Annotated in this window: 10 protein-coding genes; 1 reads left to right on the top strand and 9 read right to left on the bottom strand. The window is 45.7% G+C overall.

Annotation, left to right across the window (positions count from 1 at the left end; genetic code table 11):
• Positions 1–166: 166 nt before the first annotated feature.
• From dnm_RS13890 to dnm_RS13920, 7 genes are all read right to left on the bottom strand, one after another.
• Complete coding sequence (locus dnm_RS13890; protein ID WP_207683232.1) at positions 167–1,714, bottom strand: ASKHA domain-containing protein; 1,548 nt, start codon at positions 1,712–1,714, stop codon at positions 167–169.
• A 60-nt stretch (positions 1,715–1,774) separates the two neighbouring features.
• On the bottom strand, positions 1,775–2,521 hold the full coding sequence (locus dnm_RS13895) for an SIR2 family NAD-dependent protein deacylase (RefSeq protein WP_207683234.1): 747 nt from the start codon (positions 2,519–2,521) through the stop codon (positions 1,775–1,777).
• Positions 2,522–3,271: 750 nt separating this feature from the next.
• A complete protein-coding gene (locus dnm_RS13900) occupies positions 3,272–4,108 on the bottom strand; it encodes an MBL fold metallo-hydrolase (protein ID WP_207683235.1) in 837 nt (278 codons plus the stop codon).
• A 4-nt stretch (positions 4,109–4,112) separates the two neighbouring features.
• A complete protein-coding gene (locus dnm_RS13905) occupies positions 4,113–4,982 on the bottom strand; it encodes a 50S ribosomal protein L11 methyltransferase (RefSeq protein ID WP_207683236.1) in 870 nt (289 codons plus the stop codon).
• Positions 4,979–5,656: a CBS and ACT domain-containing protein gene (locus dnm_RS13910; protein WP_207683237.1), complete on the bottom strand. Its 678-nt coding sequence runs from the start codon at positions 5,654–5,656 to the stop codon at positions 4,979–4,981. The genes dnm_RS13905 and dnm_RS13910 overlap by 4 nt, the downstream gene beginning before the upstream one ends.
• A 424-nt stretch (positions 5,657–6,080) precedes the next feature.
• Entirely contained in the window at positions 6,081–7,031 is a 951-nt protein-coding gene (locus dnm_RS13915) for a histone deacetylase family protein (protein WP_207683238.1), read from the bottom strand.
• Positions 7,032–7,277: 246 nt separating this feature from the next.
• On the bottom strand, positions 7,278–8,027 hold the full coding sequence (locus tag dnm_RS13920; protein ID WP_207683239.1) for an ATP-binding protein: 750 nt from the start codon (positions 8,025–8,027) through the stop codon (positions 7,278–7,280).
• Positions 8,028–9,181: 1,154 nt separating this feature from the next.
• On the opposite strand from dnm_RS13920, the gene dnm_RS13925 reads away from it, so the two are divergent.
• A complete protein-coding gene (locus tag dnm_RS13925; protein WP_207683241.1) occupies positions 9,182–9,373 on the top strand; it encodes a hypothetical protein in 192 nt (63 codons plus the stop codon).
• 189 nt (positions 9,374–9,562) lie between these two features.
• On the opposite strand, the gene dnm_RS13930 is transcribed toward dnm_RS13925, so the two are convergent.
• Positions 9,563–10,414 carry a DUF8692 domain-containing protein gene (locus tag dnm_RS13930; protein ID WP_207683242.1) on the bottom strand — a complete coding sequence of 284 codons (852 nt, stop codon included), beginning with the start codon at positions 10,412–10,414 and terminating at the stop codon, positions 9,563–9,565.
• Between the two features lie 287 nt (positions 10,415–10,701).
• Positions 10,702–17,769, bottom strand: a complete 7,068-nt coding sequence (locus dnm_RS31285) for a MopE-related protein (protein WP_207683243.1) — start codon at positions 17,767–17,769, stop codon at positions 10,702–10,704.
• Positions 17,770–19,779 lie beyond the last annotated feature (2,010 nt).

Raw genomic sequence — 19,779 nt, forward strand, 5'->3', positions numbered from 1 at the left:
AAATAAGGCGATTTCCGGAAAAGAGCATACCAGCTTTTTCAGTTCGTAGTTCCGCCTTTAGGCGGTGCAAAACCGCCTAAAGGCGGAACTACGAACGGGTATGTTCATTTTCGGAACACTGCCCAATCCTTTTCTGTCTGTCTGCCTGAACTCCTTTTTTTTATGATCATACCTCTACTGAAGGAAAAAGTGAGGTATTCGTATGCGGAAGGAATTTGGCAGCGCTGAACCGGTTCATAAACTCCTGGTTCACATTGAGTTCAAGATAAGTAATACGATTCCTTATTTCATCAATTTCCCTCAGGGCTTCCGCCGACGTAAGCGCAAGCGTCGCACCGCCGAGGGAGCTGTTTCCTAAGGGTTGATAAGACTCAACAGGCAAATCAGGAATCATTCCGATGGATATGGCGGATTTGGGATCAATAAAACATCCGAAAGTGCCGGCCACATAAAATGTTGAAAGCTCGTTAAGCGACATTCCCACAGACATTGTAATTGTCTCAAGAATTGTGAACATGGCGGCTTTGGAGCGTATCAGGCTGTCAATGTCAATTTGGCTGATGAAGAGATCATTTCCGGTCGCGGAATCTTTCGCAGGTGTGACCACAAGTTGGCGGATGCCATTATTCTCATTGAGCCTGGTGCCGCATACCGACGAGACAAATTTGCCCCGGATATCAATCATACCGGAGAGAAAAAGATGGGCCGCAAGATCAATCAGACCGGAACCGCATATGCCTTTTGGCGGCATTTCTTCAATGGTATGAATGTCAAACTCATGCGTATCACGATGAATGGTGATTTTATCAATCACCCCGGGACCCGCCATCATGCCCATCCGCGTGACACCGCCCTCCAGGGCCGGACCTGCTGCCCCGGCACAGGCAATCAGCCAGTGTTTATTGCCGAGAACCACCTCCGCATTGGTTCCCACATCCACCAAAATAGCGGTATCTTCCGCTGTGTTCATACCAGAAAAGAGAATTCCTGCAATAAGGTCTCCGCCAAAATAACTCCCCACATTGGGAAATATAATGACTCTGGCGAGCGGATTGGCCTGAATGCCCAGTTCCCCGGCCTTTACCATTCCGGGAGTGTTTACAACAGGAATATAAGGCTCACGGATAATCCATCGGGGATTCAGCCCCATAAAAAGATGCGTCATTGCTGTGTTACCTGCCACGGAAAGTAAGAAAACATTCTCCGGTCCGAGTTCGCAGGATTTGCACAGCGCTGCCATCTCATGATTTATGCCATCTGTGATCAGATGGCTGATCTTCTCCAGCCCTTCTTCGGTATCCGCATAATGGATTCGTGCCAATATATCCGGGCCTACGGATATCTGAGGATTATCAAAAGACGACTCAGCCAGAGCCTGACCTGTTGAAAGGTCCAAAAGGCGTAAAACAACCCGTGTGGTTCCCAGATCAACTGCCAGTCCGGTAACAGGCTTCGTATCCTGCGCATCTGTAATTCCTGTCAGAAGCCATTCTCCTCCGTTCGGACACGGAACAAGCACGCATCGGACATGATACTCCCACTTTCTAAGAAGGTCCGGCAGACGTTTTAAAAGCGGAAAATCTATCTTTACGGTATCGGTCTGAAGCTCGCTTTTTAAGACACTGACAAGCCGATCCGCATCTGCTGTGTTATCCTGTAAGCTCGGACGCGTGAGAGACACTGTTCGGACAAAACTTTTATTCTTTTCATTCATAATTTTTAAATTACATAAAACATGAAACCGAATAGTTCAACAACACGATTTCTTTTGTTATCAGCCATTAAGGCGTTTCAATTCATCTATTATTCCGTTCATGACCTGTCCTGCTTTTCCCATGATGAGATAATCGCTGGTGTTGCCTGTCAGCGGTGTCCTTTCAGGATTAATCTCTATAATCTTTGCGCCGCTCTGCTTTGCAACAACAGGCATAATGGCCGCGGGATGTACAATTGCCGATGTTCCCACCACCAGCATGACATCGCACTGAGAAGCAATTTCCCTGGAACGGAACAGCGCATCATGCGGAATCATTTCACCAAAAAAGATAACCTCCGGTCTGTAAATGCCGCCGCATTCGCACCGGGGAGGAATTTCCGAAAGATCAATATCGCTTGTTTTGCATTTTTTCTCACAGGCCATGCACCGTTGCCACGCAAAACTGCCATGGAACTCGATCACATCCTTATTTCCCGCCATCTGATGAAGACCGTCAACATTCTGGGTGATGACCGTGTGCAATTTTCCCAATTCTTCAAGTGTTGCCAGTCCTTTATGACCGTCATTCGGCGTTGCTCTGTCAATAAGTTCCTTCATATCTTTGATGAGAACGTTCCAGACATCAGCAGGGTCTCTCATAAACCTGTCAATATCCGCGTAGTCAGGATCAATTTTTTCCCATACGCCCCCTTTTCCGCGGAAAGGCGGAATTCCGCTATCAACAGAAATCCCGGCCCCGGTCAGGGCGACAACACTCCTTGCGCCAGCTATATCTTTCGCAGCTTTTTTAATTAACTCATTCATAATATTCTCCTCTCGGAATAGGTGTTAGGGTGTTAGGTGTTAGGGTGTTAGGGTGTTAGGTGTTAGGTGTTAGGTGTTAAGTGTTAGGTGTTAGGTGTCGGGTGTTAGGCGATTTTCAAGAATGGACATACCAGGGCGTTTTTTAGTTCGTAGTTCCGCCTTTAGGCGGTCTCACACCGCCTAAAGGCGGAACTACGAACTAAACTACGAACTGAAAAATATGTCTTATCCGGAAATCGTCTTAGTATCCGACCAGATATAGGCTTTAAGATAATTATTTTGGGGTAGGCCGGGTTGAACGAAGTGAAACCCGATATTCCGATTTTGTCGGGTTTCGTACCTCAGCCCAAACTACGGGAAACCCCAATTTTATTTCCTGGAAGTCTATAAATTATGACAGGTGAAAATTTTCGAAAATCCTTTTGTAAAAGGAGATTACAGAATCCGGAACCCTACATAATTTGGTAGTCCTGCAAAGGTAGTGATGAATCCCGTTCAGTCCCCCGGTTATCAGGACACTGAATCTCATTCATCACTACTTGTGCAGGACTACCCATAATTTATTTGGTCAGGTATCAGGTGTTATGGAGTCAGGAGGTCACGTCTCAGATGATAAGTATTAAAAAACAACAAAATCAAACGGTTCGACTATCCGACACTTAACACCTAACACCCTAACACCCTAACACCCTAACACCCTAACACCTAACACCTAACACCCTGACACCTAACACCTAACACCTAACCCTCCTACAACATAAACACCGCCCCCGCTCTCACCGCGCAACATTCAAGACTGCTCTTTTTTTCTGCGATGCGATGTTTGCAGTTTTCGACGATTTCATCAACTTGCCAGTCTGCTCTCTCCTGGTTTAAATGGAACAGCCCCAATTTTTTAACCCCGGCTTCAAATGCAAGATCAAGTGCATGAGTGTATGCGGAATGTCCCCAGGTCATAAACATTTCGTATTCTTCCGGCTGATATTCACCATCATGAAAGAGGAGGTCCGCACCGGAACAGAATTCCGCATACGCTTCAAAAGGCAGTCCTCCGGGATGAACAAAACCCAGCTCATTATCCGTGAGAAAAACAAACGATTTGCCATCTTCCACAAATTTGAAGCCAGTACCGGTGTTCGGATGACTGAGTTTTATCGGTGTGATGGTTACGGAACCAATTTCAAACTGGTCAGAACAGGCTTCCTCATAAAAAACTTTTGCCCCTATGTCAGAATATTTTACCGGAAAAGTGGGATATTCCATGACTTTGGAAAGTAATTTTTTCAGATACTCAGAAAACGGACAGCGATGCATCCGTATTTCACAGTCCTTGCTGTAAATGGGTTTGAAAAACGGAAATCCCATCACATGATCCCAATGCGCGTGCGTGAAAATGAGATGAAACACATAACGGCCTTCTCTGACAAGCTGATTACCAAGCTTTCGGATACCTGTTCCCGCATCCACGATAATGATATCATCGCTTTTTGTCCTGATCTCCAGACAGGTCGTATCTCCGCCATATTTGACATATTCTTTCCCGGAAACAGGGACAGACCCTCTTGATCCCCAGCACTTGATATACATTTTTTTACCTTTGTGATTGGTGATTGGTGATTGGTAATGGGTCATCAGCCATGGACAATGACCGACCAAAAAAAGTATGCCAAACACCGTCACGCTCCTGTTTTTTGAGGATTTTGACAGGAAGCTGTGATAATTTACAGGCAATATCTCTTGCCTCGCTGCGCAACAGTCCGGACAGGATAAACCATTTTTTATGAAGAAAACCTTTGGAATTTATCAACTGTCTCATGATGTCATAGTGGATATTCGCGATCATCAGATCCGCGGACCAGTCCATAAAATCCTCAGCCCGTCCCTGAACAGCTAAAATTCTGTGTTCCAGCCGGTTTAATTCCACATTTCTTTTTGCCGTCTTCACTGCCAGAAAATTAAAATCAACCGCCAGGGTACGTCCGCATCCCAGACGGGCTGCGGCAAGTGCAAGCAGCCCCGTGCCTGTTCCAAGATCAATGGCCGACTCAATCCTTTCTTCAGCGCACACCCGCTCGAGCATATCAAGACAGTCATAAGTCGTGGGATGAGTTCCTGTGCCAAAGACAACACCCGGATCCAGTATGATTTGGGATTTGGGATTTGGGATTTGGGAGTTGAACCACGGCGGCGTAATAAGAAAATTACCAACCGTAAAAGGTCTGACCTCTCCTCCCTGCCATTCGTCATAAGTCATATGGAACTGATCAAGAAGACTCAGTTCCGGCTGATCATTCAGAAGGCTTTTCACCTCATCATGGGAAGGCTCGGAGAAAAAGAGAAAGGAAAACCCATCCTCTTCCCAGTTGCCGATGAAGCTGGTTCCGAATATTTCGCGGGATTTCACGCGGCCTTCGATATAATATATATAGAGGTCTTTGTAAGGATTTTCGGATTCAATCATTGTGTCTTAGGTAACTGGTCCAAATACCATTCCATGGGATTAAGTAATTCAAACCCCATATTCTGTAATTTTTTCCTGATATGTGCCACATGATTTGTCAGAAGGTATGGAAAGACAGCCCGCTTTCCCTCATCCCAGTATTTGGCGACAAGGATGCTTCCGAAGGATACGTTTTCCTCAGTGATCGCGTCAACAATTTTTTTCATTTGTCCTTTTTTGTTTTCCACGAGAACACACAAAAGCATTCCGGGTTCTCTGATTCCCAGGACATTGATAAATGCCCGCAAAAGATCACGCACGGAAATCATGCCTTTCAGTTTTCCCTCATCATCCACAACAGGAAACGCCCCGACTTGCGTTTTCTGTATCAGCAAAATAGCGTCCTGAAGGGTATGTAACGGAGAAACAGTGACGATATCCGTTGTCATGATATCTTTTACTTTAAGGTTCTCGATTCTTTTCTTTTCCTCATCAATATCACAAGTATCAACAAAGATCGAAGGCATGGCGCTTCGCACGTCACGATCCGTGACAACACCAATCAGTTTGTTCTCTTTGTCTGTCACCGGCAAATGACGGATTTGATGTTCCGCCATTTTATCCTTTGCTTCAAGGACACCGGCTTCTTTGTCAATAACAATCACATTCTTACTCATTGATTTATCAACAAACATTTTATTCTCCTCTGTAAGTGGAAACTTGAAACTTGAAACTTGAAACTGGAAACTTGATATCCGCAGGGTGGGCGGATTTTTATGTATGTATATGTGACTGTTCCGAGTTTCAGATTTCAGGTTTCAGTTAAGTATTTGGACAAAAGTTTTCCGGCATTTTTATCTGAATCTCGTTTTAGCCGGTTCAGCAGATTCCGCTGATAATTCTATCCGAAAATATATGTCCGGGTACTTACGCTCCTCAGTTTGTATGTGCTAAATAATCTCTGCTGTTAGCGGAACACCAAAGATTTTTTAATATTACTTACCCGTTCACATTTTATTGCAGAACAATTTTGTAAATTGTTCTGCATATCCCAATTTACATATTGTTTCACAGGTTTAAAAATGTGTGAGCAACTTTTTCAACTTCCATGAAAGATGCTTATTTGCCCAATAAAATCTTCACATGATTTTTTGCCAGCTCAGGAAGACGCTCAAGACAGTAACCTCCTTCAAGTATGGAAATCAGCCTTCCGTCGGCATATTTGTCCGCCATTTCCACAATCCTTTCCATTATCCATGAATACCCCTCTGTTGAAAGCATAATACCGGACATATCATCATCAACATGCGCGTCAAATCCGACGGATACAAGAATAACTTCCGGCTGAAATGTGTCAAAAGCCGGAAACAGCTCTCTTTCCATAAGTGACTTATATTCCGGGTCTCCCTGTCCAGGTAATACCGGAGAATTCAGAGTGAAACCTTCCCCAGAACCCGTACCAGTTTCAAAATCACGGCCGGTACCGGGGAAAGCAAATGAAGGGTGTTCATGAATGGAATAATAGAATACCGTGGGATCATGTTCAAAGATATGCTGGGTGCCGTTCCCATGATGCACATCAAAATCTATAATCCCGACCCGTTTTATTTCCCATTCGCTTTGCAGGTATTTGGCTGTAATCGCCACGTTGTTAAAATAACAAAACCCCATGGCTTTGTCAGTTTCAGCATGGTGCCCCGGAGGTCTCACGGAGCAAAATGCGTTATCTATTTTGCCTTCCATAACAAGCTTTGCAGTATCAAGAATGCCTCCCACAGCGAGCATTGCGATATCATAAGTTGCCGCACACATCTGATTATCCGGGTAATCAAATTCCTTCATTCCGTAAAGACAGGTCTCTTCAAACCGTTGGATATATCTTATATTATGAACTGTTTCAATCCACCTTTGCCTTGACCGGCTGGCCTTAATCCGGGTAAGCATAGGAATAAATCCCCCGTCCTCTATGCCTTTATGAATCGCCCTGAGCCTTTCAGGCCGTTCCGGGTGATAATCGCTGGTTTCATGAAGCAAATATCTGTCATCATGCAAAAAACCTGTTTTTTTCATATCTTCTCCCGGGGATTGAGAAATGAGAATGAATAATTAGGGTGTTAGGTGTTAGGTGTTAGGTGTCAGGTGTTAATTACGATTTGTTTTTATTATTAATTAAGGAAGGATTTGATTTACTCCTCCGACCTGACATTTAAAACCTAATACCTAACACTTAACACTCTAACACCTAACACCCCAAATATAATGAAAAATGAGAACTGAAATGTTAAAAATTCTCAATTCTCAATTCTCAATTCTCAATTAGTTGATTATCTTATCAAAAATTCCAAAAGCTGCCTTAACAGCGTCATTATCCTCCGGCATTTCTATGGTCGGGCGTCCGTTTAAATCATATTCATACAAGGTATCATCCTCAGGCACCGTTCCTGCAAGATTCAAACCTGCCTCATCAAGAATATCCAGAACCATATCTGACGGCCCGTTTTTGGCCTGATTGATAATAAGATGGCTCTTATTTGCTCCGATATTAAGCTCCTGTGAAAGCTTGTGGATTCGTGTGGCTGCCTGGAGTCCCCGCCGGGAGGTGTCTGAAACAATAAGCAGAACATCCACATTTCGGGTTGTCAGACGGCTGATATGCTCCATTCCGGCTTCATTATCCATAACAATATAAGGATAATTCGCTGTCAGTTTTTCCAAAAATCCGGTAAGAAGACTGTTTGCAGCACAATAGCATCCTTGTCCTTCGGGCTGTCCCATGACAATAAGGTCAAAATTATCTGTCTCAGTAAGCGCTTCTTCCAGTCTCATGGAGATAAAAATATCTTTGGTCATACCGCTGGGGACTTTTCCTTTTTTCATATCTTCGCGGGCATTACCGATTGTATCAATAATTTTAACGCCCAGAACTTCATTCAGGTTTGCATTGGAATCCGCATCCACTGCAAGGATAGGCTTTTTTTCTTTCATTATCATATATTTAATGAGCATACCCGCAATGGTTGTTTTCCCAGTGCCTCCTTTTCCTGCCAGTGCAATTGAAAAAGGCATATAATATAAATTCCTTTCCATTTTAAAAAAATAATTTTATGATATCTGTAACCACTTTGTTTAATTAGGACAGTTGGAGCGAACAGTCAAGAGACTTTTATCATACAATCTTTCTGATCCGATTAAACATTTGTTCCCGGACTTATTCATAAATCGTCGGCAGATCAGGGGATGCGCCGTCCTGTCATTCTGATTTTAAACCGGAATTCGAGAAATTATGAATAATCTGGATAAACAAAATAACTACTGATTTATTATTTTTATTGGCATCCTTCATTTAGTAGTTTACACTTTCAGCTAAAATGAATTTTTTATGTTTTTTTTAATTCATGATAATTTTGATTATTTTTATAATATAAACAACCTATTACAAAAAAAACTACAAATTTTGTAGTTAATTTTAGCTAATCATGTTTGAAGTGTGTAAAAAACTACAAAATTTGTAGATTTTACAATATCTATTTGTAAATATTACTTTTATTTAGCTACAAAATTTGTAGATTGAAAAAAAATGGACTTTTTTTCAAATCACCAAAAGTGTAAAGTACTTTTGGGCAAATATGAAGGATGCCTTTTTATTTTACACTAATTTTTTTCTTCTTGACAAGGATAAAATTATTACAACTTTCGTCATAGATGAAACCGTAAATGATGCGGATGCAGGGTGGATAAAAGCAGAGCATTGTTCATCGCTGCTTTGAGACTTTGCTTTCTCCCACCACATCTGCCGATATTAAGTACCCGGCCAGAAGTTTTTCAGTATTTTATCAGCGCTGTCCCCTGATCATTCCGAATATGATTTTGAAAAACATATGCCCGGGTAAGTACCTGACCATATATTTTCAATATTTGTCAGGGAGGAAATCCGGCCTTATAAGTACCTAATCATAAGTTTTCGATATATTACCGGGGAAGAAGCCCGGTTTTTTTACCGGAAGGATCTGCCGCCCGTGACGGGAAAAGCCGGATTTCTCCGCTATTCGCAAAAAAGATGAGGCCCATTGAGGCGGTACTCAAAGATCAGCTTCGGCTCAGGACCAATCTCGGATACCGGATCGATTTCTATGACTATGGGAAAGCTGCCCCGTTATGAACTCAGGGCTAGAAGGCGATTCAAGGATTTGAGAAAAAAATAACGTGGGAGGAAATTTATTATGAATATAAAAGAAATAGACGAACAGATTCAGCTTATGATCTCAACAGCCGATGAATTGAAACGGTTGGGCCAGGACTTTCCGGCGTTGTACCGGAATATGGTAAGAATCCGGGCCAGTCTCAAAATGCTCGAACTCAATGTTTCGAATATTACGGAGTTGACAGAAGAAGAAACTCAGAACGCTGTCTGACATGTAAAAAAACCGTCCGGAGTGCCAAACTTACAGTTTGGCACTCCGGAACGATAAGCATTTTCTTGAAAAGTAAAGCAACGCTTTGCATTCCTTCAACAATTCGTCATCTCTGCATATCTGTAAATATGAGACGGAATCAGGGCGTAAGCTGTTTTTCCGCATGTCATTGTTCAGATATTCGGAGAGTTACGGATGGGTGTTCTTTTTTTTATCAGACGGTTGAAGACGATGCTTTGGAAAAAAATGTACTCCTCTACGCGTTAATACCTCGAGATAGCTAAGGAAAGCAAGCCAAAAAAGGGTTGTTCCCATCATCTCGATAAATTCTTCCGCAGATTTTGAAAAATGACGTACTGTATATTTTTTAAGGCCATACTCATGCCGGATCAACGTATGGATATTCCATGTGTGTTTTTTATCCAATCCTTCAATAAAATCAAATCCCACTGCTATGACAAAGCAGGTGAGAGCGAGAATGATCAGAACTCTTGGTCTTTTCCAATTGAGTTCACGCCAAAGAAAAATAACTATGAACAGCCCCATAAGCCCGAAAAGCGGAAGAAACAATACTTGCCAGGGGTAACTCGGAAAAATATCAAGAAGTTTCGCCATCCAGGAAGATGAATCGCCAGCAGAACGCGCTGCTTTGGCCATGGTCTCGAAAGCCGTTCCCATACGCTCGTGTATCTCTGCTCCGTCATCAACTGCCATGTAAGTGAAAAAACTTGCAATTACGCTCCATCCGAGCGTTGTTTTTTTTGATGCTGATGTATGTCTGACAATCCAGACAATAAGCCAAAGTGTCAGACCGACCATGAGTGTCTGAGTGGTTCCGAACCATGAAGCCAATGAGTCTTCTCGTGCAATATTACAAAAACGTTGAATCGCACGAATGTCTATATATTCTCCGTAATTTATGAATCCGTCAAGTAACACGAGGAAAATCTCGAAAGCAATACAAAAAATTACCAAACTCCGGATGATTCGTTCTGTATTCACCTCAATCTGAATCGTTGCCTTACTTTCTTCCTCTTTCATATTTTATCCTTTTTAGGTTGATGAATTATAGTTTTTGAATAAGAAAACAGCACTGATGATCTTACATGTTTATTTTTTTTAGAAAGACTGAAATAAACGCTCATGAAAAACCCGGGTTTTCAAAATGTATTTTCACGGTAAAAAAGGTAAGAATTTGCTGAGAATATTCAGATGGTTTCAATTAAGGTAAAAAGGGGGAAATATAAGGTTTTTGATAGAAAAAAATACCTATGCCTGAGATGATTCGCATCACCTCAGGCATAGGCAGTTAAGTTATTTTCAAACCGCTATGAATTGCTATTGGCCTCGTCGGTCGCAGCCTCGTCAGTGGCAGCCTCATCAGTGGCAGTTTCGTCAGTCGCTTCATCGGTCGCAGCCTCGTCAGTGGCAGCTTCGTCAGTCGCTTCGTCGGTGGCAGCCTCGTCAGTGGCAGCTTCGTCAGTCGCTTCGTCGGTGGCAGCCTCGTCAGTGGCAGCTTCGTCAGTCGCTTCGTCGGTCGCAGCCTCATCAGTGGCAGTTTCGTCAGTCGCTTCGTCGGTCGCAGCCTCGTCAGTGGCAGTTTCGTCAGTCGCTTCGTCGGTGGCAGCCTCGTCAGTGGCAGCTTCGTCAGTCGCTTCGTCAGTGGCAGCCTCATCAGTGGCAGCTTCGTCAGTGGTAGCTTCATCGGTCGCAGCTTCGTCAGTGGCAGCCTCATCAGTGGCAGCTTCGTCAGTCGCAGCCTCATCAGTGGCAGCTTCATCAGTTGCTTCGTCAGTCGCAGCTTCGTCAGTCACTTCGTCAGTGGCTTCGTCAGTGGCTTCATCAGTGGCAGCCTCATCAGTGGCAGCTTCGTCAGTGGCTTCGTCAGTGGCAGCCTCATCAGTGGCAGCTTCGTCAGTGGCTTCGTCAGTCGCAGCCTCATCAGTGGCAGCTTCGTCAGTGGCTTCGTCAGTGGCAGCCTCATCAGTGGCAGCTTCGTCAGTGGCTTCGTCAGTGGCAGCCTCATCAGTGGCAGCTTCATCAGTTGCTTCGTCAGTCGCAGCTTCATCAGTTGCTTCGTCAGTCACTTCGTCAGTGGCTTCGTCAGTGGCAGCTTCGTCAGTAGCTTCGTCGGTCGCAGCCTCATCAGTGGCAGCTTCATCAGTTGCTTCGTCAGTCGCAACTTCGTCAGTCACTTCGTCAGTCACTTCGTCAGTGGCTTCGTCAGTGGCAGCTTCATCATCAGCCATGTCAGTAGTATCGTCTATCTCGACCTCTATCTCGACATCAACTTCAACATCAACATCAACCGTGCCAGTGCCATCATCAGCGCCGGTGTCGTCATCACTGATCTCATCGCCTACATCGGCATCATCAGTGCTGTCGCTGTCATCATCGGCATCATCAGAACTGTCACTGTCATCGTCCTTGCTGTCGTTGTCCTTGCTGTCGTTGTCCTTGCTGTCGCTGTCGTCATCCTTGCTGTCGCTGTCATCGTCCTTGCTGTCGCTGTCGTCATCCTTGCTGTCGCTGTCATCGTCCTTGCTGTCGCTGTCATCGTCCTTGCTGTCGCTGTCGTCATCAGCATCAAGGAAAACTTTGAAATTTGCTTCAAATCTCCATTTTCCACTATGACCAAGCTCTCTGATGCACTTTGAAGCGTCAAACTCCAAGAACAGGCTGGTTGTCATTTCTCCGGTGACAGTGATTCTGTGTTTTATCTTGATACCTGTCTGAGCCCCGCTTGGGATTTCCAAATCATACTCAACACCTTCAGCATCAACAAAGTAATTCAGATCTCCGAGTATCAGCCTCACTTCTTTATACTGGCCTTCTTCCAAACCTTCCAAGGTCAGCCACTCAGCCTCAGCCTCAGCAAGTTCGAGGATATTATAGGTTTCATTCGGAGAGGAAACGACGATCCACCTGCCGTTACCACCTTCCTGAACCTTTACCTCTTTAACCGTCAGGTATATGGCTTCGTAGTCACTCGAAGATTTTGAGAGACTCAGAGAGAATGACAATGCCCCGGTATTCGCCTCAGCCTCATCAGTGTCGTCGGTATCATCAGTGTCGTCGGTATCATCAGTGTCGTCGGTGTCATCAGCATCGTCAAGACAGATCATATCACTTCCGTCACAATCCTGATCAATACCGTCTCCGCAGACTTCCTCGGCTCCTTCATAAATCTCCGGGTTTGTGTCATTACAATCGCCCTGATTTTCAGAGAAGCCGTCACCGTCGTCATCCACATCCTCAGGAGCCAGTTCCCCTCCGTCAAATGTTGCTTCCCAAGTTCCCTGTCCTGCCCCGTCACAATCATTATTCTGATAGAACCATGTGCCGCTACATGTGGTGGGACTGGTAAACGTGCCAAGGAATTCAAGCTCGGATTGTTCGCCGGCATACGAGAATGAAAAACTGCTTCCGACAATAACCGTCTCAATGCTTCCGGTAACGAGCTTATTTGCTCCTATACATTCTCCGGCATATCCGCCATCATAATCCAGCTTTGCTTCAATCGCGGTTACAAACCCGGCACCAGCCGTAAATCTTACATTACGATCCTGATTGGTATATCCCTTCCACTCACCTGCCACCGGAGCTATCAGACAGATAAGGTCACTGCCGTCACAATCCTGATCAATACCATCTCCGCAGATTTCAACTGCTCCCGGATAAATCGTCGGGTCTGTATCGTTGCAATCACCGTCGTTGGTCGTGAAGCCGTCTCCGTCACCATCCGCATCCGGATCTTCAATGCAAATGTCGTCACTGCCGTCACAATCCTGGTCAATTCCGTCTCCGCAGATTTCATCAGCGCCCGGATAGACATCAGGATCAGCATCGTCGCAATCTCCCGCACTCGCGGCGTAACCATCTCCGTCAAGGTCCGAATAGCTCTCGATGTTACTCAAAGTAAGGCTAAGATTAAACTGCGCTCTTACGGCAAGAACCAAAGGTCTCGGTCCTGCTGCTCTGAAGCCTGTCAGACCGGATACAACACTCTGAACAGACGCATCATTTCCAAAGGCCTTGATTGTCAGACTGAAATTAAGAGACATGCTGACAGCGGCGCTTCTCACCGGTTCTGTGATGGAAATACCGTTGTCCGGGTTATCATCATCATCCACCGTTGACAGGAATCTGCATATATTGGTAACTTCCGGATCGGTTTCATCCGCTGCTCCCGGAACCAGATCAACCGGTGTCACCACTGAATCGCCCTCAGCCTCGCCCAGAACAATACCGCCGACAAAGAATTTAACTCTTTCGCCGTGCATATAGCGGAATCTGCCGTGCGAATCTGTTATGCCAGCCTGGGTTGTTGTTCTGTATTCCAGACCAATAACGAGATTATAGGCAAACACACCCTCTTGCAGTTCTTCGGGACATTCGAGATCGCTACCGTCACAATCCTGGTCTATTCCGTCTTCACAAATTTCCTCGGCTCCCGGATAAACAGTGTCATCAGCGTCATTACAATCGCCTTCGTTCTCTGTCACGCCGTCGCCATCATCATCTGTGTTTTCGGGACAGGCAAGATCGCTGCCGTCACAATCCTGGTCAATGCCGTCCTCACAGATGTCCTCGGCTCCCGGATAGATGTCAGCATTTGCATCGTCACAATCGCCTTCACTCTCTGAGAGACCATCCCCGTCATCGTCTGTATTCTCATCTCCGGTACAGACCGTATCGCTTCCGTTGCAATCCTGATCAATGCCATCGCCGCAAATTTCGGCTGCCTCGGGATAGATGTTGGGATTTGTGTCATCACAGTCATTCTCATTCTCTGTAAAGCCGTCGCCATCGTCATCCACATCTTCCGGCGGACAGGCAAGATCACTGCCGTCACAATCCTGGTCAATACCATCTCCGCAGATTTCTTCCGCACCCGGATATCTCGCGGCATCAGCGTCATCACAATCGCCATCAGTCTCTGTTACGCCGTCTCCGTCATCGTCTATATCTTCGGGACAGACAAGATCGCTTCCGTTACAATCCTGATCAATACCATCTCCGCAAATTTCCTCCGCACCTGAGTAAATTGTCGGATCGGTGTCGTCACAATCGCCTTCATTGGGTGTAAGCCCGTCCTCATCTTTGTCCTTATCTTCAGGACATGTGCGGTCTTTTCCATTACAATCCTGGTCAAATCCGTCTCCGCAAATATCTTCCGCATCAGGATTAAATTCGGGATTTGTATCGTCGCAGTCACCTTGATTCTCGGTAAAGCCGTCTCCATCGTTATCTACGTCATCACAGGAGAGGTCATTCCCGTCGCAATCCTGGTCAATGTCATCGCCGCAGACTTCTTCGGCTTCCGGATAAATCGTTGCGTCCTCGTCGTTGCAGTCGCCCTGATTCTCAGTGAACCCGTCCTCGTCGTCGTCTATATCTTCGGGACAGACAACATCGGCTCCGTCGCAATCCTGGTCAATACCATCTCCGCAGATTTCTTCGGCTTCCGGATAAATCGTTGCGTCCTCGTCATTGCAGTCGCCCTGATTTTCAGTGAATCCGTCTTCGTCGTCGTCTATATCTTCGGGACAGACAACATCAGCTCCGTCGCAATCCTGGTCAATGTCATCGCCGCAGACTTCTTCCGCTCCGGGATAAATTGTTGCATCCAGATCGTTGCAATCGCCCTGGTTTTCTGTAAAACCGTCCAGGTCGTCATCTATATCTTCCGGACAAAGCGGATCATCGCCGTCACAATTCTGGTCAATGCCATCGCCGCAGATTTCTTCCGCTCCGGGATAAATTGCAGGATCGGTGTCGTCGCAGTCGCCCTGATTCTCGGTGAGACCATCTTCGTCGTCATCCGTATCTTCAGGACAGATAAGGTCGGTTCCGTTACAATCCTGGTCAATATCATCACCGCAAATCTCGGCTGCCTCGGGATAAATATTGAGGTCCGCATCATTGCAATCCCCCTCATTCTCCGTGAATCCGTCGAGATCATCGTCTATATCTTCGGGGCAAAGCGGATCATTGCCGTCACAATCCTGATCAATGCCATCGCCACAGATTTCTTCCGCTCCGGGATAAGCCGCGGGATCTGTGTCATCGCAATCCCCGTCGGTGATTGTGACACCGTCGCCATCGCTGTCAAGAACAACTTCTTCACATCCGGGACCTGCGATTTCGCCCAAAATAACATCCGGACCTTTGGCAGCGACTTTCACAGTCTCCTCTTTCCAAAGTCCGTCAAGCGTAATCGTAAACTCACCGGTCTGGAAGTCATCATTGGTTTCCCATTTGATACCGCTCAGATTGGCGTTGGGATCAGGGTCAACAAGTTCATAACCTTCAGGTGTGGCACTGGTCACTGTGACACAAGCCGGCAGTTCCAATACCCAGTTGCTAAGGTCCTGAGCTTCGGGCAGTTCCTCAACTGTGTAACGCCATGTGGAGGTGCTGTCATCGTTGTAAACCACTTCTGCAAAAGTGATTTTAAACCCATTGGACAGGGTTACGGAATTATCCTCCTCAGCAACACAAATCAGATCGGTTCCGTCGCAATTCTGGTCAATGCCGTCACCGCAAATTTCTTCGGCTTCCGGATTGATCAAAGCGTCTGCGTCATCACAATCGCCCTGATTTTCTGTGAAACCGTCTTCATCGTCATCCACGTCCTGCGGACAAATGAGATCAGCGCCGCTGCAATCCTGGTCAATGTCATCGCCGCAAATTTCGGTTGCTCCCGGACTGAGGGCGGGGTTCGTGTCATCACAGTCGCCCTGATTCTCGGTGAAACCGTCTCCGTCGTTGTCCACATCATCGCAGGAGAGATCAGCGCCGCTGCAATCCTGGTCAATGTCGTCGCCGCAAATTTCGGTTGCTCCCGGACTGAGAGCGGGGTTTGTGTCATCACAGTCGCCCTGATTCTCGGTGAAACCGTCTCCGTCGTTGTCCACATCATCGCAGGAGAGATCAGCGCCGCTGCAATCCTGGTCAATGTTGTCGCCGCAGACTTCCTCGGCTCCCGGATAAACCGTTGCATCCGCATCATTGCAGTCACCCTGGTTCTCGGTCACGCCGTCTCCGTCGTCATCCACATCTTCCGGGGCAGGCGGACATACAGCGTCTCCTTCGCTGCAATCCTGGTCAATGCCGTCGCCGCAGACTTCCTCGGCTCCCGGATAAACCGTAGCATCCGCATCATTGCAGTCGCCTTGGTTCTCAGTCACGCCGTCTCCGTCGTCATCCACATCTTCCGGGGCAGACGGACATACTGCGTCACCTTCGCTGCAATCCTGGTCAATGCCGTCGCCGCAGACATCCTCGGCTCCCGGATAAACCGTAGCATCCGCATCATTGCAGTCGCCCTGGTTCTCGGTCACGCCGTCTCCGTCGTCATCCACATCTTCCGGGGCAGACGGACATACTGCGTCACCTTCGCTGCAATCCTGGTCAATGCCGTCGCCGCAGATATCCTCGGCTCCCGGATAAACCGTAGCATCCGCATCATTGCAGTCGCCCTGGTTCTCGGTCACGCCGTCTCCGTCGTCATCCACATCTTCCGGGGCAGACGGACATACTGCGTCACCTTCGCTGCAATCCTGGTCAATGCCGTCGCCGCAGATATCCTCGGCTCCCGGATAGATATCGGGATTTGTGTCATCACAGTCGCCATCGTTTTCCGTGACACCGTCTCCGTCATCATCCGTATCCAGTTCTCCGGCGCAGTCACTGCCGCTACAGTCCTGGTCAATGCCGTCACCGCAGATTTCCTCGGCTCCCGGATGAATGTTAGGATCTGCGTCATTGCAGTCGCCATCGTTTTCTGTGAATCCATCTCCGTCATCGTCTATGTCTTCCAGGGTTTCGCTAAGGTGTTCCTGTGCAACCTCAACAGGTACCAAAGCCTCTGCCTCTACGCTTTCGAGAAGCAAATTGACAGACGGATCGTTTTCAAATTCCGTTACGCTTAAGCTGAAATCAACGGACATCTCGGCAGCGGCTTTGATTACATCCTTTGAAATTAAAATACCGTCATCGGGATTACCGTTGTCATCCAAACTCAGTAAAAATCTGGTTATGTTGGTAACCGTGGGATCAGTTACATCTTCGGCCCCTTCAACCAGATCAACAGGAGTTACATCTTCGTCACCCTCTGCCTGGCCTAATTCAACATCTCCGACAGAAAATGTAACGGTTTCGCCTTCAACATAATCAAAGGTACCTTCGGGATCGGTTACGCCGGACTGGGTAGGGGTTTCATATTCTATCCCTTCCACGGCAGTGTCCAGAAACCTGCCCTGTTTGACAACAGGGGAACTGTCATCACTGCTGCTACAGCCGAAGGCGGCGATAGCAATCAGACCAAGTATGATGATAAGATTCAGCCATCTCAGCCTGGAACTGTTTGGAACTTCAGTCTGTTTCTTCATTTTTTAAGTCCCTCTCTTTCCTTTTTCTTAAAATTAAAATTGATTAAAACAAAACCATTAAATGATAATTGGCATCCCCCCTTTTCTTTGTTGGTAAAAAATTTTATAATACTAACAACGGAAGGTAAAGAATTTTATTCTTTACCTCTGCTGCAATAAAAAAGTGTATTCCGCGTTTTACACAAAAGTCGGACGACTGAGTTTCAGTTACTTTCGAGATCATCACTCGGATTAGGCGGACTAAGGCGGCATCAAAATTCATATTTTTAATTTGATTATAAAAATAGTCTGTCCGATCTTAGATCATAACTGTCAACCATCTGAGTAAAATCAGTTTTGTGTGAAAAAAGAGAAACACACCCCCGGAAAACAACAATCATACTTTTATTTAAACTGTCAGCTCAAATAATTCGAAGCCCATTTTCTCTCTCGGAATTTCACTTTTCAGTTAATTAATACACGAAGCAATTTTTTTTCTTACACAGCCATCTCTGTTTTATTTTATTTTTTATAACTAACTGTATTTTTTATTTAAATAAATATTCAAATATTCCTCAAATGAGTAAAAGGGTATAACAAATAAAACAGAGTTAAATTTTTGCATACCGCCATATGCTGTAAAAAATTTGTTTGCCATGTTTTTCCATTCCTGCCGGGGAAACCTTATGCCAATCTGAAATCTCATTTACTGTGTCATACGCTCATCTCGTTTCTGCGTGGAAATAGAATGACGGATTTTAAATCAATGTTTTTAGATATTAATCTGAATCTGATATATTTTACTCTATCTGTTTTTCTCATTCTTAATCAGACTGAGTCAGAACTTGTTTTGATATCTAATTATTTTTTTTATGAAAAACGGGTTGTCAGAGTAAAATTTTGTTAAAAAATGGCAACTACAGATTTAAAAATAAAGCCTGACATATGTCCTTTCATCAGTACCGGATACTCAGAAACTTCGCCATTTTTTTTCTGCGAACCGCGGAGAAACCCGGATTTTTCCTTCAGGGCCGGCGAATCATTCCGGGAAAAGGCCGGGTTTCTTCCCCGTACAAATATCAAAAAGTTTAAAGAAACCCGGCTTTTCCCTGTCAGGGGAAGGAACTGGGTCTGTGAAAAAAGCCGGGTTTCTTCCCATATGCATCAGGCTAAGACTGCCGGACGGGGTTTGCAACCCCGTCCGAAACGTTTGTTTTCGGGGGTCGGAAAATATTTCGGACGGGGTTGCAAACCCCGTCCGGCAGATCACGGGTTAATAAAAACAATGAGTTACGATCTTAGCCTGATGCATATGGGGTTTCTTCCCCGTACAAATATCAAAAAGTTTAAAGAAACCCGGCTTTTCCCTGTCAGGGGAAGGAACTGAGTCTGTGAAAAAAAGCCGGGTTTCTTCCCCGGACAAATATCAATAATTTAAAGAAACCCGGCTTTTCCCTGTCAGGGGAAGCAACTGGGTCTGTGAAAAAAGCCGGGTTTCTTCCCCGGACAAATATCAATAATTTAAAGAAACCCGGCTTTTCCCTGTCAGGGGAAGCAACTGGGTCTGTGAAAAAAGCCGGGTTTCTTCTCCGGACAAATATCAATAATTTAAAGAAGCCCGGCTTTTCCCTGTCAGGGGAAGGAACTGAGTCTGTGAAAAAAAGCCGGGTTTCTTCTCCGGACAAATATCAATAATTTAAAGAAGCCCGGCTTTTCCCTGTCAGGGGAAGCAGCTGAGTCTGTGAAAAAAAGCCGGGTTTCTTCCCCTGACAAATATCAATAATTTAAAGAAACCCGGCTTTTCCCTGTCAGGGGAAGGAACTGGGTCTGTGAAAAAAAGCCGGGTTTCTTCCCCGGACAAATATCAAAAATTTATGGCCAGGTACTTACTTAACACTTCCGATTGTGTGCTTCCTTCAGGAATGTCCGATAAACGGCCCGGCAATTTCCGGGGGATATTGATTCAGATTTATTTCACAAAAGAGAAAGAAAAGTCAAGCCCCGGAATGATATCTGCAATGCACTTAAACT

The organism is Desulfonema magnum, from assembly GCF_017377395.1.
In the GTDB taxonomy this organism is placed as follows: Bacteria; Desulfobacterota; Desulfobacteria; order Desulfobacterales; family 4be13; genus Desulfonema_C; species Desulfonema_C magnum.

Bases quoted from the DNA above. Each gene is read 5' to 3' on its own strand.
- dnm_RS13910 (WP_207683237.1), bottom strand. From the start codon at position 5,656: ATGTTTGTTGATAAATCAATGAGTAAGAATGTGATTGTTATTGACAAA.
- dnm_RS31285 (WP_207683243.1), bottom strand. From the start codon at position 17,769: ATGAAGAAACAGACTGAAGTTCCAAACAGTTCCAGGCTGAGATGGCTG.
- dnm_RS13915 (WP_207683238.1), bottom strand. From the start codon at position 7,031: ATGAAAAAAACAGGTTTTTTGCATGATGACAGATATTTGCTTCATGAA.
- dnm_RS13925 (WP_207683241.1), top strand. From the start codon at position 9,182: ATGAATATAAAAGAAATAGACGAACAGATTCAGCTTATGATCTCAACA.
- dnm_RS13890 (WP_207683232.1), bottom strand. From the start codon at position 1,714: ATGAATGAAAAGAATAAAAGTTTTGTCCGAACAGTGTCTCTCACGCGT.
- dnm_RS13905 (WP_207683236.1), bottom strand. From the start codon at position 4,982: ATGATTGAATCCGAAAATCCTTACAAAGACCTCTATATATATTATATC.
- dnm_RS13920 (WP_207683239.1), bottom strand. From the start codon at position 8,027: ATGCCTTTTTCAATTGCACTGGCAGGAAAAGGAGGCACTGGGAAAACA.
- dnm_RS13900 (WP_207683235.1), bottom strand. From the start codon at position 4,108: ATGTATATCAAGTGCTGGGGATCAAGAGGGTCTGTCCCTGTTTCCGGG.
- dnm_RS13895 (WP_207683234.1), bottom strand. From the start codon at position 2,521: ATGAATGAGTTAATTAAAAAAGCTGCGAAAGATATAGCTGGCGCAAGG.
- dnm_RS13930 (WP_207683242.1), bottom strand. From the start codon at position 10,414: ATGAAAGAGGAAGAAAGTAAGGCAACGATTCAGATTGAGGTGAATACA.